Source organism: Acinetobacter oleivorans DR1, from assembly GCF_000196795.1.
In the GTDB taxonomy this organism is placed as follows: domain Bacteria; phylum Pseudomonadota; class Gammaproteobacteria; order Pseudomonadales; family Moraxellaceae; genus Acinetobacter; species Acinetobacter oleivorans.
On sequence record NC_014259.1, the window covers coordinates 107,842 to 130,470 of the forward strand.

General features: G+C 39.1%; 18 protein-coding genes and 1 pseudogene. 9 read left to right on the forward strand and 10 right to left on the reverse strand.

Annotated elements, in window-relative coordinates; all coding sequences use genetic code 11:
• The first annotated feature begins 40 nt into the window (after positions 1-40).
• From pncB to AOLE_RS00510, 4 genes are all read left to right on the forward strand, one after another.
• Positions 41-1,255 carry a nicotinate phosphoribosyltransferase gene (gene pncB / locus AOLE_RS00495; RefSeq protein WP_005300500.1) on the forward strand — a complete coding sequence of 405 codons (1,215 nt, stop codon included), beginning with the start codon at positions 41-43 and terminating at the stop codon, positions 1,253-1,255.
• A 147-nt stretch (positions 1,256-1,402) separates the two neighbouring features.
• Positions 1,403-2,251 (forward strand): sulfurtransferase, encoded by an 849-nt coding sequence (locus tag AOLE_RS00500; protein WP_013196564.1) that lies wholly within the window; start codon positions 1,403-1,405, stop codon positions 2,249-2,251.
• The gene (gene asd, locus AOLE_RS00505; RefSeq protein WP_004790127.1) at positions 2,248-3,099 is read left to right on the forward strand and encodes an archaetidylserine decarboxylase; all 852 of its coding nucleotides are present in this window, start codon (positions 2,248-2,250) and stop codon (positions 3,097-3,099) included. The genes AOLE_RS00500 and asd overlap by 4 nt, the downstream gene beginning before the upstream one ends.
• Before the next feature lie 425 nt (positions 3,100-3,524).
• Positions 3,525-4,745, forward strand: a complete 1,221-nt coding sequence (locus AOLE_RS00510; protein ID WP_013196565.1) for an acetamidase/formamidase family protein — start codon at positions 3,525-3,527, stop codon at positions 4,743-4,745.
• Positions 4,746-4,774: 29 nt separating this feature from the next.
• Here AOLE_RS00510 and AOLE_RS00515 read toward each other — a convergent pair whose 3' ends face one another.
• A complete protein-coding gene (locus tag AOLE_RS00515; RefSeq protein ID WP_013196566.1) occupies positions 4,775-5,536 on the reverse strand; it encodes an AcfC family putative adhesin in 762 nt (253 codons plus the stop codon).
• 241 nt (positions 5,537-5,777) lie between these two features.
• On the opposite strand from AOLE_RS00515, the gene AOLE_RS00520 reads away from it, so the two are divergent.
• Positions 5,778-6,974: an alpha/beta fold hydrolase gene (locus AOLE_RS00520; protein WP_013196567.1), complete on the forward strand. Its 1,197-nt coding sequence runs from the start codon at positions 5,778-5,780 to the stop codon at positions 6,972-6,974.
• Between the two features lie 68 nt (positions 6,975-7,042).
• Here the strand turns inward: AOLE_RS00520 and AOLE_RS20850 are convergent.
• The 4 genes and pseudogenes from AOLE_RS20850 to AOLE_RS00540 all read right to left on the reverse strand — a co-directional run.
• Positions 7,043-7,135 (reverse strand): annotated as a pseudogene (locus tag AOLE_RS20850) (hypothetical protein); the annotation flags it as partial.
• Between the two features lie 922 nt (positions 7,136-8,057).
• The gene (phoR, locus tag AOLE_RS00530; protein WP_013196569.1) at positions 8,058-9,416 is read right to left on the reverse strand and encodes a phosphate regulon sensor histidine kinase PhoR; all 1,359 of its coding nucleotides are present in this window, start codon (positions 9,414-9,416) and stop codon (positions 8,058-8,060) included.
• A gap of 9 nt (positions 9,417-9,425) precedes the next feature.
• Positions 9,426-10,136, reverse strand: a complete 711-nt coding sequence (gene phoB, locus AOLE_RS00535) for a phosphate regulon transcriptional regulator PhoB (RefSeq protein WP_000650776.1) — start codon at positions 10,134-10,136, stop codon at positions 9,426-9,428.
• Positions 10,137-10,390: 254 nt separating this feature from the next.
• Entirely contained in the window at positions 10,391-11,062 is a 672-nt protein-coding gene (locus AOLE_RS00540) for a TetR/AcrR family transcriptional regulator (protein ID WP_013196570.1), read from the reverse strand.
• Positions 11,063-11,274: 212 nt separating this feature from the next.
• Here AOLE_RS00540 and AOLE_RS00545 point away from each other — a divergent pair, with 212 nt between their 5' ends.
• Positions 11,275-12,108 (forward strand): SDR family NAD(P)-dependent oxidoreductase, encoded by an 834-nt coding sequence (locus AOLE_RS00545; protein ID WP_005300520.1) that lies wholly within the window; start codon positions 11,275-11,277, stop codon positions 12,106-12,108.
• Between the two features lie 56 nt (positions 12,109-12,164).
• Here AOLE_RS00545 and AOLE_RS00550 read toward each other — a convergent pair whose 3' ends face one another.
• The 5 genes from AOLE_RS00550 to AOLE_RS00570 all read right to left on the reverse strand — a co-directional run bounded on the left by AOLE_RS00550 (position 12,165) and on the right by AOLE_RS00570 (position 17,307).
• On the reverse strand, positions 12,165-13,532 hold the full coding sequence (locus AOLE_RS00550) for an MATE family efflux transporter (protein WP_005300523.1): 1,368 nt from the start codon (positions 13,530-13,532) through the stop codon (positions 12,165-12,167).
• Between the two features lie 105 nt (positions 13,533-13,637).
• Entirely contained in the window at positions 13,638-14,792 is a 1,155-nt protein-coding gene (locus AOLE_RS00555) for a pyridoxal phosphate-dependent aminotransferase (RefSeq protein WP_013196571.1), read from the reverse strand.
• A 28-nt stretch (positions 14,793-14,820) separates the two neighbouring features.
• Entirely contained in the window at positions 14,821-16,131 is a 1,311-nt protein-coding gene (locus tag AOLE_RS00560; RefSeq protein WP_013196572.1) for a DUF445 domain-containing protein, read from the reverse strand.
• A gap of 13 nt (positions 16,132-16,144) precedes the next feature.
• Positions 16,145-16,708, reverse strand: a complete 564-nt coding sequence (locus tag AOLE_RS00565; protein WP_013196573.1) for a CC0125/CC1285 family lipoprotein — start codon at positions 16,706-16,708, stop codon at positions 16,145-16,147.
• Between the two features lie 59 nt (positions 16,709-16,767).
• Positions 16,768-17,307, reverse strand: a complete 540-nt coding sequence (locus tag AOLE_RS00570) for a DUF924 family protein (RefSeq protein WP_005300536.1) — start codon at positions 17,305-17,307, stop codon at positions 16,768-16,770.
• Between the two features lie 168 nt (positions 17,308-17,475).
• On the opposite strand from AOLE_RS00570, the gene gshA reads away from it, so the two are divergent.
• The 3 genes from gshA to AOLE_RS00585 all read left to right on the forward strand — a co-directional run bounded on the left by gshA (position 17,476) and on the right by AOLE_RS00585 (position 22,627).
• A complete protein-coding gene (gene gshA / locus AOLE_RS00575) occupies positions 17,476-19,053 on the forward strand; it encodes a glutamate--cysteine ligase (protein WP_013196574.1) in 1,578 nt (525 codons plus the stop codon).
• 16 nt (positions 19,054-19,069) lie between these two features.
• Positions 19,070-19,585, forward strand: a complete 516-nt coding sequence (locus tag AOLE_RS00580; protein ID WP_005300544.1) for a disulfide bond formation protein B — start codon at positions 19,070-19,072, stop codon at positions 19,583-19,585.
• A 165-nt stretch (positions 19,586-19,750) separates the two neighbouring features.
• A complete protein-coding gene (locus AOLE_RS00585) occupies positions 19,751-22,627 on the forward strand; it encodes a type VI secretion system Vgr family protein (RefSeq protein WP_013196575.1) in 2,877 nt (958 codons plus the stop codon).
• Positions 22,628-22,629 lie beyond the last annotated feature (2 nt).

Below are 22,629 nucleotides of genomic sequence, written 5' to 3' on the forward strand. Positions count from 1 at the left end.
TATGCTTTAATGCTAAGAAGCAAGCGAATAATCATTGACTATGTCTCCAATTATCCATTCTTTACTAGATACAGACTTGTACAAATTTACGATGTTACAAGTGGTTTTGCATAAATTCCCGCAAACCCATAGTGTCTACCATTTCCGCTGTAGAAATTTAGAAGATACTGTCTATCCACTAGTAGATATTTTGGATGATTTAAACGAACAACTCGACTATTTGTGTAGTCTTAAATATAAAGAAGACGAGCTTCAATATTTACGTAAATTGCGCTTTATAAAAAGTGACTTTGTCGATTATTTAGAACTGTTTCAACTGAAGCGACGCTTTATTCGAGCTAGCATCGATGCGGAAGGTCGTTTGGATATTCATATTGAAGGTCCAATGGTCCAAGCCATGATGTTTGAAATTTTTGTATTGGCAATTGTAAATGAACTTTATTTTAGCCGTATCAAAACCGATGAAGTATGGGCTGAAGGCGAGCGCCGTTTAAAGGCTAAGCTTGAATTGATTCAGGAATATGAAAAAACACAAAAACCGAATGACCCGCCATTCTTGGTTTCTGATTTTGGTACACGTCGCCGTTATAGCTTCGTATGGCAAAAACATGTGGTAGCAGCCTTTCATAAAACAGTACCAAATGTGTTCCGTGGTACAAGTAATGTCCTGCTTGCAAAAGAGTTAAACATTACGCCAATTGGAACCATGGCTCATGAATTCCTACAAGCTTTTCAGGCACTTGATGTACGATTGCGTGACTTTCAAAAAGCTGCTTTAGAGACGTGGGTTCAGGAATATCGCGGAGATTTAGGAATTGCCCTAACTGATGTTGTTGGTATGGATGCGTTCCTCCGAGATTTTGATTTGTATTTTGCGAAACTATTTGATGGCTTACGCCATGACAGTGGTGACCCTTACGAGTGGGGCGATAAGGCTTATGCGCATTATCGTAAGTTAAAAATTGATACCAAAACCAAGATGCTGACTTTTAGCGATGGTCTTAACTTGCCAAAAGCATGGGAATTACATCAATACTTTAAAGATCGTTTTCAGGTGAGTTTTGGTATTGGAACTAATTTGACCAATGATATGGGACAAAAGCCGCTCAATATTGTGTTGAAACTAGTCGAATGTAATGGTCAGTCGGTTGCGAAAATTTCTGATAGTCCCGGTAAAACCATGACTGATAACGATACTTTCTTGGCTTATTTACGTCAGGTTTTTGAAATTGAAGAACTTGAAGAAGTGGTTTAAGTAATAAATAGTCTCGCTATTTTGTATTTTTAAAAGTAAGAATGCTGATATCTGATTTTCTGCTAAAGAGTTGTAGAAAATCAGAGTTTGTTAGATATAAGCTTATGCTAATATGAAATTAAGCTGGTATAAAAAGAAACCATGACGATGACACTCCCGGATTTTAAACTCGATTTATTAATAGAAGCAGAAGAATTAGTGCCTTATTTAGGCAATGAATATATTCGCATTGTAGATTTGAGCCGTGCTTCTGTTTATGAGCAACTTCATATTCCGCATGCTATTCACTTACAACCTAAATGGTTAGTGTCTCAACACGAAGAAGCCACTGGCATTTTGCCAGATGAAGCAGGTCTACAAGCACTGATTGAGAAATTGAATATTTCATCTAATCATCATGTTGTGGTCTATGACGATGAAGGCGGAGCATGGGCTGGACGTTTAATCTGGAATTTACATTGCTTAGGTTTCACACGTACCAGTTTAATTAATGGCGGTATCCATGCATGGTTAGGAGCAGGGTTACCAACGACAGCAGAAGTCGAAGAAGTTTCTCCTGTTACTGACTTAATTCAGATTGATTTATCGCATGCCGCTCAGTTCCGTGTGAACTATGAAGAGCTACGCAAACAAGTAGAACAAGAAAATGTTCAATTGTGGGATTGCCGGACGAGTGATGAATATAGTGGGATCCGTTTAGCAGCGCGACGCGGCGGTCACATTCCAAATGCACTCCATTTTGAATGGAGTACTGCACTTAATCGTCAAAATCATCTAAAATTGCATCCGCTTGAACGCACGCGGCAGCGCCTTGAACAACTTGGGTTCGATTTACAGCAACCTGTAGTTGTGTACTGCCAGTCACATCACCGTTCCGGTTTGGCCTATATTTTGGCTAGGCTCTTGGGCTGGGAAGCAAAAGCCTATGATGGTGCGTGGAGTGAATGGGGCAATCGCCTCGATAGTCCTATTATTACTGGAGAATCACCGTCGTGAGTTTCACATCTCGATTAAAAAAAGAATTATTTATTAAGGCACAAAACCTTGTACCACAGCATCAATTGAGCCGTGTAGTAGGTAAAGTTGCTGCGAGTGAAAATCCAGTTGTGAAAACTGCTGTTATTCATGCATTTAAAACCAAATATGGGATTGATTTATCGATTGCTGAACAAGGCAATGCACTGAAATATAAATCTTTTAATGACTTTTTTACCCGTGCTTTAAAAGATGGCGTGCGTCTCGTTGACGAAAATGCAGATAGCATTGTCTCACCTGCTGATGGTGCTATTTCTCAGATTGGTAAAATTACTGCGGGTGAAGTATTTCAAGCAAAAGGCCAAAGCTTTTCTGTAGAGAAACTCATTGGCGACCCACAACTTGCTCAGCCATTCCAAGAAGGTGAGTTCGCGACAGTCTATCTTTCTCCACGTGATTATCACCGTGTACATATGCCGTTTGCAGGTACATTAACTGAAACCTTGTATGTACCAGGTGAGCTATTTTCGGTAAATCAGGTGACTGCTGAAAATGTACCGGGACTATTTGCCCGTAATGAACGCATGGTGTGTTTGTTTGATACTGAACTTGGTCGTATGGCTGTTGTGTTAGTGGGTGCAATGATTGTTGCTGGTATTGAAACTGTGGCGACAGGTAAAGTGAAACCTTCAGGTCGTATTGAATTACAGCATCATCAGTTAAAGCTAGAGAAAGGTGCTGAGCTTGGACGTTTTTATTTAGGTTCTACCGCAGTTATTTTATTTGAAAAAGATAAGATCGAATGGGAACAACGTTTTAAAGCTGAGTCTGTGGTTGTAATGGGCGAGCGCATGGGACATACAGTTTAGTAAACGATATAACCCCTATAAGATAAATAAACCCTGACTTTAATTATTCAGGGTTTTTTTTGATTTAAATTATATAAACGTAAAATATATAACTATTTTTTTATTTATATTATATAGAAATATAATTGTTATTAAGTGATCTGAAATAGGACATTATAGAAGCTAGTCTATAAATATGTGTCTGAAGAGAGCAAAATATTAATATGATTAAAAAATAATAAATAAAAATAGAAAGAAATATTTAAGTTAGACTTAAGTCGTAATTTTAATTTTATTTGAAGATAAGTTATTAAATCTAAAAAAATATTTAATTTTATAAATATGAAGCGCTTTTTAGATATTGCACAGCCTTTAGCCTTGGCACAATGCTTGCTAACTATTGAGGACCTTACAGTAATTTTCATATTTTTTTAGGTTCTGAAATCATGTTAAAAGTTAAACGTCTGACAGCTTCGGTTTTATCTGTACTTTGTATTTCACTCAGCCATGCCAATGATTTTAAAGTTTTAAATCAAATTTCAAAACAGCCTACTCAACTTCAAAGTGGCGAATATAAAGGTAATTATTACGTTCCATCTACTTTAAATACCATTACATGGGGTTATTTACCGAATCGGGATGCCAAACCAGTTCTTACTGTTCCATCGGGTAGTGTTGTGACATTTGATACGGTTTCTCATGAAGGTTTGCTTGAAGACCAAGGGCGTAATGCTGAAAAGTTCTTTCAATCGAATGGTGTAAAATCTAATGAAATTTTGGAAGATGCAAAAACAATTACACAGTCAAATTTAAAGCATGATTTTCATAAAGATGGGCCACATATTGTGACAGGTCCTGTTGCAATTGAAGGCGCACAGCCCGGTGATATTTTGAAAGTTGAGGTACTTAAAGTTGAGCCGCGTGTACCTTACGGTGTTATTTCAAATCGACATGGTAAAGGTGCTTTAGTCGGAGAATTTCCTAAAAAAGCAAAGCAAGAAAATGCATCGGCTGAGCATCCTGAACGCTATGGAAATGTCTCAATTTTCACACCAATTGAAAAAAATGCTAAAGGTGAGTACGAAGGTGTATTAAAAACAGAATCGGGTAAATCAATACGTTTCCCGCTTTATCCTTTTATGGGAATTATGGGGGTAGCAGCCAATACTTCTGAGCCTGTTCACTCTGTACCCCCTGCAATGTATGGTGGAAATATTGATATTAATGAACTAGGTGCAGGTTCAACAGCCTATTATCCTGTTCAGGTCAAAGGTGCATTATTCTATACGGGTGATAGTCATTTCGCGCAAGGGGATGGTGAAGTAGCATTAACTGCACTCGAAGCTTCAGCACGTGCAACACTAAAATTTACCTTGCTCAAAGCAGGTAAAAATAAAATACCGGGCAAAGAGTTAAAACAACCTTTAGCTGAAAATGCTGAGTTTTGGATTACACCAGGCCTTGATGAAGATTTAGATGAAGCGATTAAAAAGTCTACACGTGAAGCCATTCGTTTCTTAAACCAAGAATACGGTATTGATGAAGCAACAGCTTATGCGTATTTAAGTGCCGCAACTGATTTTGAAGTTTCACAAGTTGTAGATAAAACCAAAGGGATCCATGCAAAAATCAGAAAAGCTGATTTTAAAGAGTTTGAGAGTAAATAAATAAAAAGGGAGCTATGCTCCCTTTTTGTTTATTTAGTCCAACCATATTTTTTGAAAATAGTATTACCTTGCTGAGACGATAAGAACTCTACAAAACGTTTAGCTTCAGCATCTTTTAAACTATGCTTGGTTAAGGCTACACCTGCATCTCGATAGACAACCAGCTCTGGTTCAATAGGTATAATTTGCCCAACATCTGGGTTACTAATTCCCCAAATATTAAAAACTAACCAAGCATCATAGCTGCTATTTTCTTCCCAGTTTTTCTTGGCAATACCTGTATTGGCTGCATAGGTGGCAATATTTTTTCGAACAGATTTGGTTAATTGAATATTGCCAGTTCTACCAGCAATATCCTCCCACATACCGACCTGACCTGCACCATGAGTAACTAAAATTTTAACGCCAGATTTAGCTAGATCTTTAAATCCTTTAATATTTTTAGGATTTCCTTTGCGTACTAAAATGGCTGCAGGGCGTAAATATAAAGGTTCCACCGAGTCTTTTATAATTTGCTCAGAAAAAGCATTTTCAAAATCAGACATCATGGCTTCAGAACCACTATATATAACATCGGCATCTAGTTTCGCTTTGTCATACCATTGAGAAGTAGGCCCAGACGTTAGATGGACTGCTATGCCAGTCTTATTGGTAAATTGTTTGGCTGCTTCTTTCATGGCGGGTGCTGGTCCACCAGGACCATACACTTGTACATCTGCAAAGCTATGGATAGGTAGAGAACCGAGAATAAGACAAATCAGGTATGGTATAAATTTATATTGTTTTGACATTTTAATCGCTATAGTAATTAAGAAAATATCAGCATATATTTTTTATTATTTAAACGGGATTAATTTTTGCAACGATATTTATAATACATTTCTTTAAAATATATTTTAATTAGATTTTAAGTGACTGTATAAATGTAAATTCTTTTGAAGTAAATATAACTATAGAAGATTTTATGGTAATTTATATTTTATAAATTGATTATTTGAATAGATATATTGTAAATAATAGAGGAGTAATCCCTTGATTAAAAAAAGTAATTCTTTTTTAAAAATTTTATTTAGCAGCGCTTGTTTGATGTCTGGTTCTGCTATGGCTGCTCCCATGACAGATGTGGGTAAGCAAATTGTGAGCGACAAACCGGGTTCAATACTGTCTTTAGAACGGCAAGATGTGACGGATTTATTTCCTCATGCTGATCAGCGTTTGTTAGTTAATTATCGTAGTCGAGGGATTCAGGGCGAGCCTATTGTTGCATCGGCTTTTATTTTATTACCAAAAGGAACACCACCAAAAAATGGCTGGCCGATACTGGCTTGGGCGCATGGTACGACTGGAGTTGCTGATACTTGTGCACCTTCGGGTGATTATGTTGGTGGGCCAGTTCACTCATATCAAGAAGTTGCTTCCAAAGCTTTAGATGGTTGGCTTGCACGTGGCTATGCAGTTGTTGCACCTGATTATCAAGGTTTAGGTACACCGGGTGGGCATCCTTACATGAATGCAAAGAGCCAACTGCATACGGTAGTCGATGCAGTGCGTGCATTACATTTGCTTAAGCCCAAGAGTTTTAATAAACAGTGGTTGGTGATGGGGCACAGTCAAGGTGGGGCTGCGGCAATTGCAGTGTCTGCCTATGGTCAAAAAGATGCGCCCGAACTGGATTTAAAAGGGGCGATCGCTCTTGCACCAGGTGGCTATCAATATGAGGGCATTGCAGAATATGTGAAAACTAATCCGAACCCAGAACCTAGTGTGGCAGCATTTTTCCCGATTGTATTATTGGGAGCACAAGCAGCCGAACCAAGCATTGTTCCTGAAAACTTAGTCAGTCCAGAAATGAACACAGTATTGACTCAAGCGCGCAGTCGTTGTTTATCTGAACTTCAATCTGATTTGAAGAAATCTCCTTCTAGCATATTTAAAGCTAATGCTGATTTAAAACCTCTTTTGGCTTATCTAAAACAACAGTCCATTGAAAATATGGTGCCTACAGTGCCATTAATGATTGTTCAAGGTTCTAAAGATCATTTAGTCGACCCTAGAGGCACATCTGCTTATTATCAGCAGCTATGTAAATTAAAAAAACCAACTATATATCAAACGATTGATGGCGGAGATCACCGCGATGCATTACGCCAGAGTAATACGTTTGCCACTAACTTTTTAAACGTAATAGAGAAAAACCAGAGCAAATCGTATTGCTCTAATTTTAAGTAAATTGGTTTAACTAATACAAAAAAGCCGGCTTTTCATAAGTCGGCTTTTTATATGTACAAAGGATAACTTTAGGTCATGTTATATAGTCTTTCTTTTGGAAAAACTGCGGTAAAATTAGCCTTCATATTCACGTCCATTTTTGCGCCATTTTCCATCAGCACCTTTATACCAGTCTGGGGCTACAGCTGAGCCTCGTGCTCCCGAGCCTTCTCGTGATTCATCTATATAATCAATTTTATCAATGTACACAGTATCTTCCTGACCTTCATAAACTCTGCTGCGTAACAGTATTGTACGGTGCTTCCAATCAATACTTTTAAGTTCTCCTTGCTCGCAACGTTGATTTATTGAACCACCAAAATGTCCCCAAACCATTAAATACTTGCCCATAGGTATGCATCTTAATTGATCATCAATAGTTTCTATGTAAGGTTCTTCTTGGATTGGCTCAAGTGACTCAATTTTATCAAAAGAGATTAGTCCAATTGATTCACCTTCTATGAATACACGAATTGATACAAGAATAGTCTGTTGATCTTTATCAGTATGAAGAACTTTTACTTTTAATGATTCTCCACTTTTTAAACCAAGAATAAAGCAATCAGTTATTTCTGCATTATTCGCTATTATTTCTACAGGGTTAATAGTCATTTAAGCCTCGCTTAATTATTATGTTAGCTGTTCTTATGGATTAAGTTTTTTGTAGCGAGTTAATAATACTAATTTTATTTAAAAATGAAAGTGGTTTTTAAAACTGTTAAATAATTAGTTTAAATGGTGTTTTTTATTTTAACTATTTTTTAAATTATCAATGACATTGATTATATATATTGTATAAATTGGGTGGTCTTATTTTTTAAAGTACAGTTAGTATATCTATTTCATAAATTCTAATCTATGAAATAGATATGAGAGAAAAAGGAGATTTATTAAATAACTTATAGAGGCTGACCATAGGTTATATTTGATATTATCAATGACAAAAATTAAAATCATGTCCATAATAAATTATATATATAAAATGGCTAAGTATCTTTCACTGTGTCTATTTAATATTCACCCTTTGCGTGAAATGAATACTTTTTAAGCCATGTTATATAGTCTTTCTTTCGGAAAAACTGCGGTAAATGTTGATCCCTCGTTTTCTTTAGACTGCACATCTAAATACGCGCCGTGTTGCATCAGCACGTGTTTTACAATCGCAAGACCTAAACCTGTACCACCTGTTTGGCGACTACGGTCACTGTCAACACGATAGAAGCGTTCAGTTAGTCGTGGTAAATGTTTAGGGTTAATTCCAATGCCTGTGTCTTGTACACTAAAGAACGCATGTTCACCATCATCATGCCAGCCAATGGTAATTGTTCCACCTTTTGGCGTGTACTTGATGGCATTGGTAATTAAGTTACTAAATGCACTGGCGATTTCCATGTCGGAACCAATCAGGTCACAGTGGCTATCAATATGTAAATTGAGCGTATGTCCATAATCGGCATTGTAGGCCTGAGCATCATCAAAGAGTTGACTCATTAAACTCGGCATTTCAATAATCTGATTCTTTGCAATTTTTTTATTATTTTCTAAATTCGATAACAGCAGTAAATCATTCACCAAAGCATTCATACGCTTGGTTTGTGACTGCATCTGATCAAACGCACGTTTCCAGCGCGGACTAATATCTTCTTGATCGGTAAAGGTCTCGATATAACCACTCAGTACCGTTAATGGTGTACGAAGTTCATGAGAAATATTATCGACGAAGTCTTTACGCATTTGCTCAAGGTTGTGCATACGCGTAACGTCGTAAGCCACCAATAAGCGACTTTCTCCACCAAATCTTGTCAGCTTAACCTGTACATAGCGGTCATCATCAAAATTTGAGTGAAGCTTAATCCCGTCGGGTGCTTGATCAATATTGTTAAAATATTCAATAAAGGTCGGCTGACGTAAAATGGTTAATAAGTTACGACCGCGGTCAAGTGGGCTGATCCCTAACAAACGTTCAGCAGCAGGGTTCCACCATTCGATTTGATGTTGGTCATCAATTAAAACAACGGCTTCAGCAAGTGCAACCAAAGATGACTGAGCTCGATCAATTAAACCGACCATTTCCGCCTGAACAATTCGTTCTTGGCGCTGAGCACGGTAAACATTAAATAATAATGCCCCCCAAATCCCATTAAGATTTGGAGGAACGTCATAAGGTTTATTCGCAATCCAGTCATTGACCAGATATAAAGAACGCAACTGGAGTGTAAAAAACACCACGAAGGCGATAAAAATACAGCTCCAGAAATACCCAAGGCCTAAACCGACTAAACCGGCAATAATTAGAAAAAATAATAAGAGCCGTAAATCTTGTTTGGCAAACGTCCATAAACTACTGTAGCGGGAAAGTTTTTGTTCACGTACCTGTTCGGGGACGGGGTAGGGTTCATACATAAATCTTGGTTAACCTGCGGCTAAATCTGCACGTGTTGAGAAACGGTAGCCAGTTCCACGCACAGTCTGAACAAATCGGTCTACACCAAAAGGTTCTAAAACTTTACGCAAACGGCGAATGTGCACATCGATAGTGCGGTCTTCGATATATACATTACCGCCCCACACCTGATCGAGCAACTGGGCACGTGTATATGCACGCTCTGGATGGGTCATAAAAAATGCAAGTAAGCGATATTCAGTTGGACCCATATCTAAAATGCTGTTGCCAAAGCTAACACGCTGGCTTACAGGATCAAGAATTAAGCCATTGGCATCAATGGTTTTTTCGCCACTTAATGCATTAGCACGACGCAAAACTGCCTTAATACGTGAAACCAGTTCACGTGTAGAGAAAGGCTTAGTCATGTAGTCATCTGCACCTGCGTCAAGACCTTGTACTTTATGGTCTTCTTCTCCGCGAGCAGTCAACATAATGACTGGAATTTCTGCTAGGTTTTCATCTCGTTTTAAGCGGCGACATAAATCGACACCACTTACGCCTCCAGGTAACATCCAATCAAGCAAGATAAGCGCCGGACGTTGGTCGACGATAATTTGATGAGCTTGTTTGGCATCTTCTGCCTGTAAACATTGAAAGCCTGCCATGTCCAAAGAAGTATGGATCATTTCGCGAATAGGAAGCTCATCATCGACAATTAAAATATAGTCATCTTTCACAGCGCAATATCCTATAGATTTAACGGTGAACCGTTTTGTAGTTATGACAGGCTTATTACAAAGATTAATTATGACAATTTCATTGCAGAAAAGTCTATAAAATTAAATTTAGCAATAATTTGTGACAAAACTAAGGCAAAGGTATGACCAAATTGTGACATGAAGACTTTAATTTTCTTAAAATCATTCAATAGCTTATCACTTGAATCGCTTAACTCATTTTGCACATTTATGGCTGTCAAAAAACTTTAATATTATTTTGAAACTTGCGCTAATAAAGATAAGAAAACGATACGGCATGCGGTTAAAACCTGCTCAAGCGACTGTTCAAACCCTCCCATGACCCATCGAATCGCAATTTGAGTGACATATCCATTTAAGCCAGTTGCGATTAAAGAGAGCTCATTTTCATGGTGTTGAATTTGCGGCATGGTCAGCATAACAAAGGCTTGAATCATGCGATCAAATTGCGTAAGAGTTTCTTGAATGGTGGCCTGATTATGTAACTCTTGTACCAAAACTGCATCTACATAGATAATACGAGCTAATCTTGGGTCGTCTTTTAATGTCGTCAGCAGTGCTCTTAAACCAGCATCCACCATTTTTTCTGGATCGGGTGTCGCTTTAATCACGGCTTGCATTAAGTTTTGCTGTAATTCTTCAATCATTTTTAAAAAGATGGTTTGGAATAAATCTTCACTCTTTTTAAATGATTCATAAAAATAACGTTCTGTGAGTTTTGCCTCTTGGCATACATCTTTTACCGTCACGGAAAAAAAACCGAGCGTTCCGTAAGTCGCAATACCTGCTTCAATCAGTTTTTCACGGCGGGCCTCTTTACGTTCTGATAGAGATAACCCTTTGAACTGACGTTCTTTACTCACACTTTTTGTTTTCTTTTTACTGGTTGAGTCGTTAGTCGCCATAAATAAGTCGTTTCCTAAAGATTGGTTTCCTAATTTATAGGTTTTGGCCAAATATACTCACTATGATAAAGCCCTCAGAAGAATTGTGCCATTCTATCTGAATTTACAGTGTACTATATTGACAATGGATATTGTCAAAATTATATTGAAGATGTCTGAACTGCACATGCAATGAACCGGTTGTGCAAATATCGAAAAACAAAGGATGGACAATGAAAAATTTTAAAAACAAAGTCGCTGCAATTACGGGCGCAGGTTCTGGCATTGGGCAACAGTTAGCAATTCTTTTGGCAAAACAGGGCTGCCATCTTTCGTTGAGTGATATTAATGAAAAAGGATTACAACAAACTGTCGAGCTTTTAAAACCGTACAGCAATATTACTGTTACCACCAAAAAGCTTGATGTGTCGGATCGGGACGCGGTAAAGCAGTGGGCACAAGAAACTGTGCAAGATCACGGTTCTGTTAACCTGATTTTTAACAATGCTGGTGTTGCGCTAGGCTCAACTGTTGAAGGTGCGACTTACGAAGATTTAGAGTGGATAGTTGGGATTAACTTCTGGGGTGTCGTGTACGGTACTAAAGAGTTTTTACCGTTCATTAAGCAAACTCAAGATGGCCATATTATTAACATCTCGAGCTTATTTGGTCTAACAGCTCAACCGACTCAATCTGGCTATAACGCGACTAAATTTGCTGTACGTGGTTTTACCGAATCATTACGCCAAGAGTTGGATATTGAAAAAAGTGGCGTAAGCTCGTTATGTGTACATCCGGGTGGAATTCGCACCAATATTGCTAAATCTGCAAAAATGAGTGATAGCTTGAATAGTTTGGGTATGGACCCGACGAAATCAATCCAAAACTTTGACAAGTTACTACGTACTCCTCCTGAAGAAGCAGCTCGTCAAATTTTACAAGCGGTATTAAAAAATAAGCGCCGTTTATTGATTGGTAGTGATGCAAAAATTCTTGATGCATTCCAGCGTTTATTCCCAACGGGATATCAACGTGCTTCAACCATTGTGACCAAATTAATGAAGTAATTTTTTAACGGGAAAAGCCATCAAATGATGGCTTTTTTTATGTGGTTTAGTTAGTTCTAAATAAGAACTTTAATCTTCTTTTTCTTCCAGATAAATTGGTAATACAGGCCTTGAATAATACATAAACTGACGAATGCCAAGGCATAGGCAACCCAGATTCCTTTAAGGCCCCATATTGAGCTGAACCAGTAAGCACATGGAATTTCAATAAATAAAATAGCAGAAATATTAAGTAGCATTGGAACAGTCACGGTTCCGCTGGCACGCATGATTGATGCAAAAATGGCACCTGCACCAAAGAATAAAATTGCCCACAGCACAATAAATAAAAGTTGCTGCCCTAACACCACCACAGTTGGGTCGGTAATAAACAAAGCCATTAAATATTTAGAAAATAGATAGCCGAGTGCAATTAAAGTACCTGTAAATAAAAAGTTCATTCCCAAAGCTGTGCGGGTTACCCGTGCTAACAGATCTGATTTGCCAGCACCAATCGCTTGTGCTGCAAAAATTGAAGCCGCAATTGATATCGACAAGGCAGGGAACTGAATGTAGTTGAGCACCTGATTCACTGCACCATACGCTGCTGTAGCATGCGATCCGTAATGGTTAACCAACCCAACAATAACCAAGCCAGCCATTGAGGTGGTAATCATTTGAATGCCGGTTGGAACGCCTAAGCGCAAAATGATTTTGCTCAGTTCTGGATTGTGACGGATATGTTGCAGAAGCTGACGATTCGGCCGAAGTGGATGATTTTTCTTATTCAGATAAATCGCTAGAAAAATCAAAATAGCAACATAACCCGTGATCGTTGCAATTGCTGGAGCAATAATTCCTAGGGCGGGTAAGCCAAAATAACCTTTAAGCAATATCGGGGTAATCACCAAGCCAATTACACTGGTTAAAGCCAATGCAAGTAAAGGCGTAGTACTGTCGCCTACACCACGTAAAATTGAGGTATAAATAATATAAACAAACAGAAGCGGGCTACCCGCCAGCATCCATTGCACATAAGGCAAAGCAAGATGCATTACCTTTGGATCTGTACCTAATAACTCTAAAATATCGTGGGCAAAAAATACGCCGATAATCGCGGTAATTACCCCACCAATCAGTGTCATAAATAGGGTGGAACCGACCACACTTTGGACTTTCTCTATATTTTGTGCGCCCCACGCTTGCCCTACTAAAACTGTAGTACCCGTTGAAATTCCGATAATAAAAGCAAGGAGCAAGAATAAAATAGGGAAAAAAACCGAGACGGCAGCAATCGCATCAACTCCCATCATTTGGCCAACAAAGATGGTGTTAATCGTCCCCGACAAGTTTTGCAAAATATTGGTTGCAATGAGAGGCAGTAAGAAAACAAAAAATGTTTTCCATAGATTTTGCTGGTGAATTAAAGACTGTCTTGGTGGCATGTGTTCTCCATCGCCCATCTCTTTGATGAGCGGGGCAGACATTCAACTTAGCATATTTAGGTGAAATTTCTTGTAGAGTTTTACTATGCTAAGTTTCTAAATTTATTAACATTCATTCAAGATTTCTCCTGCTTTTTGCAATGTCTCATCATTTTTAGCAAAGCAGAAGCGAATTAGGCGTAAAGATTCTGGCGCTTGCTGGTAGAAAACCGAAACAGGAATAGCCACAATTTTATGTTGCTCGGCAAGAAACTGGCACATTTCTACATCGTTTAAGTCAGGTCTAATCTGACTGTAATCAAGGTTCTGAAAATAGGTACCTTGAGATGGTTTTAGCAAGAAACGACTATTTTGAATAGCGTGATTAAAATGATCTCGCTTAGTTTGGTAAAACTGCGAAAGCTCTTGAATATGTTCTGGATGTTGCTGCATATATTGCGCTAGGGCAATCTGACAAGGTGTCGTGCCACAGAAATTTGCATATTGGTAAATCTGGCGGAATAAACGCATTAGCTCAGGTGAAGCAACGCAATAACCTGTTTTCCAGCCCGTCACATGAAAGGTTTTTCCAAAAGACCCAATCACAAAACTACGCTCTCTGAGCTCTGGAAAATGCAAAGCACTGAAGTGTTGTTGACCATCAAAGACTAAGTGTTCATAGACTTCATCGGATAAAACCACAATGTTTTTATCTTGAATCAGTGCAATAAGCTCTAACCAATCCTGTTTTGCCCAGATGGTACCTGTTGGATTATGGGGAGTATTCACCACAATCATACGGGTTTTGTCATTAATTAAATCTTTAACGTGTTGCCAGTTCACCTTAAAGTCAGGTGCTTCAAGTGCAATATGAACTGCTTTACCACCTGCTAATTGCACAGAAGGGCCGTAGCTGTCATAACTTGGGTCAAAAATAATGACTTCATCACCTGCATTGATGCAGGCTTGTATGGCACAAAAAATTGCAATGGTTGCGCCGGGAGTAATCGTGATTTGCGTTACAGGGTCAAGTTGAAGTTGGTCACGTTGCTGAAATTGTAAAGCGAGTTGCTCGCGTAAACCAAGAATACCATCGCCAGGTGGATATTGATTATGCCCAGCTAAAGTCGCCTGAGATAAAGCTTCCAGTAAGGCTTGTGGTGCAGGAAAATCTGGAAAGCCTTGTGACAGGTTGAGAGCATCTAAACGATGTGCCATTGCCGTCATGGTACTAAAAATAGTCACGCCTTGAGTGGCCAATTTTGACTGTAGTTGAAGCATATTGTTCTCTTATTAAAAATATTTAAAGTTATAAAATTGATTCAATCACTGCTCGAATTACACCGAGGCTTAAACCAATAAATGCACCGACTACAACGCCATTTACTCGGATCATATGTAGGTCGCCACCGACTTCATTTTCAATTTTCCCGATCATTTCGCGTGAATCCCATTCATGAATGCGTTCACTGACATAGCGGATGATTTTATGGCTATATTGATCTGTAAAAGTCAGCGCAAGTCCTGTCATTTCTTTGTTGAGAACTTCACGTACTTTGGCATTTTGAACAAGGTTTTCACCTAGTTGCTGAATAGCTGCTCTTAGGTTCATTGCAATGCCAGAGTCTTCTTTCATTAAATCTTCTTTAATGGCATTACACAAAATCGTAACAGCGCCACTGATGAAATTGAGGACTTGTGGACTATCGAGAAGGGCATCTTTACCGCTGTTGAGACGTTGACTAGCAACGCTGTCTGGTTTTGCCAGCTCAAGCATGAGAGAGTGGGCAATGGTTTCAATTTCTTGTCGCCATGGGTGTTCAGGGTCTGCCAGCATCGATTCTACTTTTTCAACCAGTGAATCGATGGTACGTTGTTGAACATCAATACCAATCCAGCTTGCGCCTTTTGCAAGTGACCAGACACCAAGTGCTTTAAACATTTTTCGGGTTAATTCACGGGTTTTATCTGGGTTTTGTACCACCCATTCATGCGCGATATCGAGTCCACGCTGTAAAACGTCTTGATGGAAATCATTTTCCAATACCGCGCGTAGCATTTCACTTGCGAGTTTATTGACTTCAGTATTACGTACCCATTGCACACTATTGTTTTGCACAAAATTGGCAATTTGATCTTGGCTAACAAACTCAAAAATTTTCGGAACAGTTTGCTGAATGAGCTGCACCACTTGGGTATTGTTTTGTGGGCTTGCTAACCATTGGCCAATTGCGAGGCTTAAGTCAGTTTTTTCTAAGCTTCGTTCGACCACTTGAGGCGAAAGAAAATTTTCTTGTACAAAACGACCCATTGACTCTGCAATACGAGCTTTGTTGCGCGGAATAATTTCGGTGTGGTCGCGTAAAAACTTAGGAATGGGTAACTTACCAAATGGGTTCCGAAACAGAACCGTAATCGCGTACCAGTCGGCTAAACCACCGACTACACCGGCTTCTGCCCCTAACATTAAAATATGAATAAAACCTGTGTACTCTGGCAGAAAACGATCAGCCACCATCAGTGCAATCCACAGCACAACGACAATAATAAGCGCCAGAGTAGCAAAATATTTGCTACGTTTAAGACTGGGCACGTGGTGAACTTCTTCTGCCATGTTCATAAATTTATCCTATTCATTTTTGTTTTACTGGAGGCTCAGGCGGTGGCAACAGCTCTCCTGTCGGACTCAATCCATATTTTTGTCCGATTGATTTCAAGATCAAGGTTGCATCAAAAGCATCCTGTGGAGCCTGCTTTTGATCCCGATAGCATTCAATAGTATACGACACTTGAACAGGGTCGATATTGACCACTTGTGGGTAATCATAGAACGGATCATGCCAGAAACCTGGGTAGCGACGACCATAACCATATGGATAAAAGCTTGGAGCTGATGGATAAACCACAGCCTGACGTGGCGGTTTCTGGCTCTGATTACTTGGATCATTTTGCACTTTAAAAAAGCGGAAACCTTTTTGTATCGTCGTTTGTGCTGATTTCACCAAGGTAATTTCTTCAGCTCTGCCATAACTCATATTTGGGTCGGCTTGAAAACTAATACGGAACGTTTGGGCATTTAGAGGATATGCTGAAAACTGGCCAAGCTGATCAAAGGTTCTTGGTTTACTTGGAGTCGTTGCACACGCAGTTAAAGTTAAGGCAGTGCCTAAGGCTAAACAAAGAGAGAGATATTTCATGATGAACTCCCAGCTGAGCATTGAAAAATAGATGACTCAGCATTAAAAATTAAGAAGTTTTAAAAACTACTGTTCGGTTCTAATAAAAATTCGGTTTCCTCTGGAGTGGAAACACGCCCGAGAATGGTATTTCGATGAGGATAGCGTCCAAAGCGATCAATAATGACTTTATGCTTTTTCTCAAAACTTAAATTAATTTCATTGCCAAGGCGTTGAAAGAGTTTTAAGGCAAATTCATGAATCAATTTTGATTCACTATGCATAAACGGCATATATAAAAAAGAACGTTGCTCTGGATTAAGCTGTGCATCGAGTTGTAAGCTAATCGTTTCTTGTGCCAAAGCTAATGCCAAACTGTCATAGGCAAAAGATTCGGGTTGATCACGATAAATGTTGCGAGAAAACTGGTCTAGTACAATAATCTCTGCCAAACGGCCTTCCGCTGTTTTTCGCCAAGACCACAGTTCTGCTTGAGTTGCCTGTCGATGAACGTCAGAAAAATTTTCACGGATTTTTTTGTCAAAATCATCACTTTTTGCAAACCAAAGTGAACGGTGTTCAGGAGAAAACCAGAAGTTTAAAATGTCTTGTTCGTTCATGATATTGACAACTCTTTAGCAATTATTCTTCAATAAAATCACAATTCTTTCGTGTCTTAAATAACAAGATTGTGATAAAAATTGCCAAACTGGAATGATGTGAGTATATAAATAGCCGTATCATCTCACGATTTTGTATATAGTGATCTTTAATAAGCGAGCAAATGCATGAGTCAACCCACTACACCCTCTCAATCAGTTATTCCTGCTTGGGTGGATTCGTCGCTACTACAAGGCATGTTACGTGGAATAGAGCGTGAAAGCCTACGTATGCAAAGTAATGGGTTCTTATCACAAGAGTTACATCCAAAGGCATTGGGTTCGGCTTTAACACATCCACAAATTACGACTGATTATTCAGAAGCATTAATGGAGTTTATTACCTCACCTAAGCCAACCATTGGTGAGGCTTTGAATGAGCTCACCGATATTCATGCGGTTGTGCATCGTCATTTAGAAAATGGTGAGAAACTCTGGCCGCTGTCTATGCCATGTATGTTAGATGACAATGAAGAACGAATTCGTCTAGCACAATACGGCACCTCTAATATTGGTCGTTTTAAAACACTATACCGCCGTGGGCTGGGAATTCGATATGGTCGCCGTATGCAGACCATTTCAGGCGTGCATTACAATTTATCTTTTCCAGATACACTTTTTGCCGAGCTACAAGCTCATGAAACTGACGAACAATTAAAATCATTAAGTTTGCAGGATTATCGTAGCCATCGTTATTTTGGCCTTATTCGTAATTTTATCCGTTTAACACCGTTAGTTATGTTTTTAGTGGGTGCTAGCCCAACAGTATGCCGTTGTTTCTTAACTGGACATAAACATCAGTTGTTACCTTTAATCAAAGGTTCATACTATTTACCGTATGCTACAGCACTCCGTATGGGACGATTGGGCTATCAAAACTCAGCTCAAAAAAGCTTAGGTATTCATTACAATAATTTGTCTGGCTATCTGGATGGTTTACAAAAAGCCGTTCATTCTCCTTACCCACCATTTAGCCGTTTAGGGTTAAATGATGCCTCTGGTGAGCCGTTGCAAATTAATGATCATGTTTTGCAGATCGAGAATGAATATTACAGTCTCGTACGTCCAAAACAGGTGCCTCAAAAAGGTGAAACGCCGTCTCAAGCTTTGAAAAATCGAGGGGTGGGATATGTTGAGCTACGTGCTGTTGATGTAAACCCATACTCGGCAATTGGCGTTGATGAAACAACGGCAGGCTTCCTTGAAGTGCTAGCACTTTATTGTCTGTTAAGTGATAGCCCAGACTTGTTAGGTCCAGAGCAAGACTTGGTTGAGAAAAATCAGACCGAGGTGGTAAACCGAGGTCGAGCACCGAACGCAACCATTACAGATTTAACAGGGTCATATCACATCGAAGATTGGGCACGTTTATATATTGCAAAAATGCAAGATTGTGCACAGCTACTTGATCAGACTTACGCAACGGACTTGTATGGTTCAGCATTAGCGATCATGCAAGCACGAATTGATGAAGTTGATGAGACTTTATCTGCCCATGTTATTGACGATACGTTAAAGCATGGTGGAACTTGGAGTTTTGGTAGCCACATGGCGCAATTACATGCTGAAAGTTATGAACAGCATGAGCTTAGTGTGGAAACCTTGAAACATTTTGAACAATTGGCTGTACAGTCGTTACAGCAGCAAGAACAACTTGAGCAAGATACTCAGGTCAGTTTTGATCAATATCTTGAACAATATCGATAATAAAACGAGGTTTTACATGCGATTAAGTTACCGTTTGGTGAGTGGGCTACTTGTTTTAGCAAGTATTGTCGGCATGTCTTTTGCGTTGTATCTGGAACATGTAAAAGGTTTAGAGCCATGTCCGCTCTGTATTTTTCAACGTGTTGGCTTAATGGCGATGGGTTTTGTGGCGCTCGTCGCTTTTTTGCATAACCCAGTTTCCAATGCGATTAAACGCTTTTATGCATTTTTGGCTGGCATTGCAATTTTATGGTCAGTCGGTGTGGCAGGGCGTCATGTGTGGATACAGCATTTACCCGCAGATCAAGTACCGAGTTGTGGACCGGGTTTAAATTATTTAATTGATGCTTTACCTATGAAAGCAGTTTTGCAAGAAGTGCTTTCTGGTTCAGGTGAGTGTGCTGCAATTGATTGGACCTTTTTAGGTCAATCTTTACCAGTTTGGTCATTGGTTTATTTCGTTTTGCTCTTACTGGTCTGCTTATGGCAGTTATTCCGTTTTTATCCAGTGTTTAAGACTGCTAAAAAGTAAGTTTAAACAGATTAAAAAAAAGCCCAAAATTATATTGGGCTTTTTTTATTGTTTTATAATTAATCAAACTATAAAAAAACAAATTGAAAAAAAGAATAATGATATAGACAGATAGGTCTGTTTTTTATAAAGTGCAGCCGTTTTATATCCTTATGATTATAAAAAATGTTTTTTAATATCTTTAATGTTTTGGAAAAAATAGGGTTAAGTGCACAGAAACGCGCGATTCACGTGCAATTTTCTAATGAACTACTCAATAACCAAGTTTTTTTACAGCGTATCGAGGGCCAACACCAGCTAAATGGGGAAATTGAAGCTGAGTTGATTTGCCTTTCGACAAGTGCACAAATTGCATTGAAGCAGTTTATAGGAGTGCAAGTTGCTGTTGATCAGGTCACTGATTCAGGAAAATTATTTCGAACTACAGGAATTGTAACGGAAGCCAGTTATGGCCAAAGTGACGGTGCTTTAACGCTTTATAAACTTACCTTAAAAGACGCGACAAATTTATGGCACAAGCGCCGTAATAGTCGTGTTTTTATGAATAAAAGTATTATTGAAGTCGCGGAAGTTTTATTTAAAGAATGGCAAGAAAAAAGTCAGCTTTTTGCGACAAGTTTAAGTCTTGATCTTAGTGGGTTAAGCCAGAGCTATGATATTCGCCCATTTATCATGCAGCACAATGAATCTGATTATGACTTTCTGACACGCTTATGGCGAAGTGAAGGCGTTAGCTGGCTAATTGATGAAGCCGAACTTTTTGTACCTCATTTTACTGTGCCAATACAGGCTCAAAAACTAAGACTCATTGATGACAATAGCCAGTACCAAGCTTTAGAACGTCGCAGCATTCGTTATCACCGCAGTAGTGCAACAGAATATCAAGATAGCATTACAGGTTTTGTAGCAGTGCGGACTTTGCAGCCGACAGCGGTACATGTGCAGCGTTGGCAACCGGATGCTCTGGCACACGAAGAAGGTGTAGGTTCAGTTATTACTACACACATACATTCAGAGCAGTTTGATTCAGCGAGTTTGAGCCTTGAACAAGCATGGCACATGAGCCCAGCTTGGATGCAAGATTTAAAAGGGGAAGATCAGGCTACCGCTTCAAGTGGTAATCAGCTAGAGAAATTAAATCAGCACTTCACGAATATGTATGCGAGTCAGGCCAAATACTTTAAGGCCTATAGTAGTGTCCGTGATAGCCAAGTTGGTTATTGGTTTAATCTACAGGGGCATCCAGAAATTGATCAGCATGAAGGGGCTGACCAAGAGTTCCTCATCATTGCTAAAAATTTCTATAACCAAAATAACCTACCGAAAGATTTGCATCAGCAAGTTAGCCAGTTGTTAACCCAAAGTCGTTGGGATAAACATGGTTATGAAGATATTGAGCGCCAAGGTAATGAGCTGACCTTAATACGCCGTCAAATTAAAACTGCACCTGAATATCATCCAGAACAGCATCGACCAATTGCCTACCCACAAAGAGCGAAAGTCGTGGGGCCAGAGGGAGAGACCATTCATGTCGATGAATGGGGTCGTATAAAAGTACGTTTTCTATTTACCCGTAGTGATGATCATGGACATGACGGTGGTGCAGGGAGCAATGACAACGATACTGACTCGGCTTGGGTTGATGTACTAACTCCTTGGGCTGGCGAAGGCTATGGAGCACGCTTCTTGCCACGTATTGGTGAAGTGGTTGTCATAGACTTCTTTGATGGCAATATTGACCGTCCATTCGTGACGGGGCGTATCCATGAAGCGCAGCGTTCGCCAACCAAGTTCGATGTAAAAGGGCAGCTTCCTGCGACTAAAAAACTAAGCGGGATCCGCAGTCAGGAAATCAGTGGTAGTGGTTTTAACCAATTGCGTTTTGATGACACAACAGGGCAAATCAGTACCCAACTACAAAGTAGTCATGCAGCGACGCAACTGAACTTAGGTAACTTAAGTCATCCGAAAGAACAAGCGACGAGCCAAGGACGTGGAGAAGGCTTTGAGCTTAGAACAGATGCGTGGGGAGCAGTGCGTGCTGGAAACGGTTTATACATTAGTACTCACAAACAAGATCAAGCTCAAGGACTTCACCTTGATGCGAATGAAACCAAACAACAGCTTGAAGGCGGGTTAAACAATAGTAAAGCTCTAAGTGAAGTTGCTAAAAATCAGCAGACAGATCCGTTGGAAGTTCTTGATCATTTAAAAAACTTTTTAGATCAGATTGAACAGAAAGACAAAGATAAAGCTACTGCATTTAAACAAGCGATTATGGTGTTAAGTGCGCCAAATAGTATAGCAGTTGCAAGTAATGAAGATATTCATCTGAGTGCAGATGGACAGATTAGCCAAACTGCTGGTGATAGTATTAACCTGAGTACTCAAAAGAATTTGATTGCTCATGCCCAAAATAAGATAAGTTTTTTTGCAGCTCAAGATGGAGCAAGAATGTATGCGGGTAAGGGCAAAATTGAGTTACAAGCACAAAGTGATGGTACAGATATCATTGCACGAAAAGGGATACAGATTATTTCAACAGAAGATAGAATCGAAATAATTAGCCCAAAAGAAATTATACTCACTGCGGACGGCTCACAACTCAAGATTAATAGTTCTGGTATTTTTCCTGTAACTGGGGGCAAGCTTGAGGTTAAGGCAGGTCAGCATTTATTTATGAGCGGCGCGAATATTGTTGTTCCAAAGATAAGCTTACCTACTATAAAAACACCTTTTAGTAATAAAATTAACTATAACTGGAATATAAATTCGAAAGATAAAAAAGAACTATTTATTATAAATAAAAAGAATAATAGCCTTATAAAAACCTATAAAAATGAGCTTGATAATAAAAATAATTTAAGCTCATTACGGTTTTATACACCAGAAGAAGCAGATTTTACGGCAATGATTTTTAATTCTGATTATATTCAGTTAAAGCAAAATATACCTGATAGTGAAAATATTGATGAGCTTTTAGAGGAAACACTTTTGTATGACGAAGAAAATGATGATGTCTATACAGAAGAGGAGTTTTGATT

Bases quoted from the DNA above. Each gene is read 5' to 3' on its own strand.
- AOLE_RS00580 (WP_005300544.1), top strand. From the start codon at position 19,070: ATGCGATTAAGTTACCGTTTGGTGAGTGGGCTACTTGTTTTAGCAAGT.
- AOLE_RS00565 (WP_013196573.1), bottom strand. From the start codon at position 16,708: ATGAAATATCTCTCTCTTTGTTTAGCCTTAGGCACTGCCTTAACTTTA.
- AOLE_RS00560 (WP_013196572.1), bottom strand. From the start codon at position 16,131: ATGAACATGGCAGAAGAAGTTCACCACGTGCCCAGTCTTAAACGTAGC.
- AOLE_RS00510 (WP_013196565.1), top strand. From the start codon at position 3,525: ATGTTAAAAGTTAAACGTCTGACAGCTTCGGTTTTATCTGTACTTTGT.
- AOLE_RS00570 (WP_005300536.1), bottom strand. From the start codon at position 17,307: ATGAACGAACAAGACATTTTAAACTTCTGGTTTTCTCCTGAACACCGT.
- phoR (WP_013196569.1), bottom strand. From the start codon at position 9,416: ATGTATGAACCCTACCCCGTCCCCGAACAGGTACGTGAACAAAAACTT.
- AOLE_RS00500 (WP_013196564.1), top strand. From the start codon at position 1,403: ATGACACTCCCGGATTTTAAACTCGATTTATTAATAGAAGCAGAAGAA.
- AOLE_RS00585 (WP_013196575.1), top strand. From the start codon at position 19,751: ATGTTTTTTAATATCTTTAATGTTTTGGAAAAAATAGGGTTAAGTGCA.
- gshA (WP_013196574.1), top strand. From the start codon at position 17,476: ATGAGTCAACCCACTACACCCTCTCAATCAGTTATTCCTGCTTGGGTG.
- AOLE_RS00515 (WP_013196566.1), bottom strand. From the start codon at position 5,536: ATGTCAAAACAATATAAATTTATACCATACCTGATTTGTCTTATTCTC.
- AOLE_RS00550 (WP_005300523.1), bottom strand. From the start codon at position 13,532: ATGCCACCAAGACAGTCTTTAATTCACCAGCAAAATCTATGGAAAACA.
- AOLE_RS00545 (WP_005300520.1), top strand. From the start codon at position 11,275: ATGAAAAATTTTAAAAACAAAGTCGCTGCAATTACGGGCGCAGGTTCT.
- AOLE_RS00540 (WP_013196570.1), bottom strand. From the start codon at position 11,062: ATGGCGACTAACGACTCAACCAGTAAAAAGAAAACAAAAAGTGTGAGT.
- pncB (WP_005300500.1), top strand. From the start codon at position 41: ATGTCTCCAATTATCCATTCTTTACTAGATACAGACTTGTACAAATTT.
- AOLE_RS00555 (WP_013196571.1), bottom strand. From the start codon at position 14,792: ATGCTTCAACTACAGTCAAAATTGGCCACTCAAGGCGTGACTATTTTT.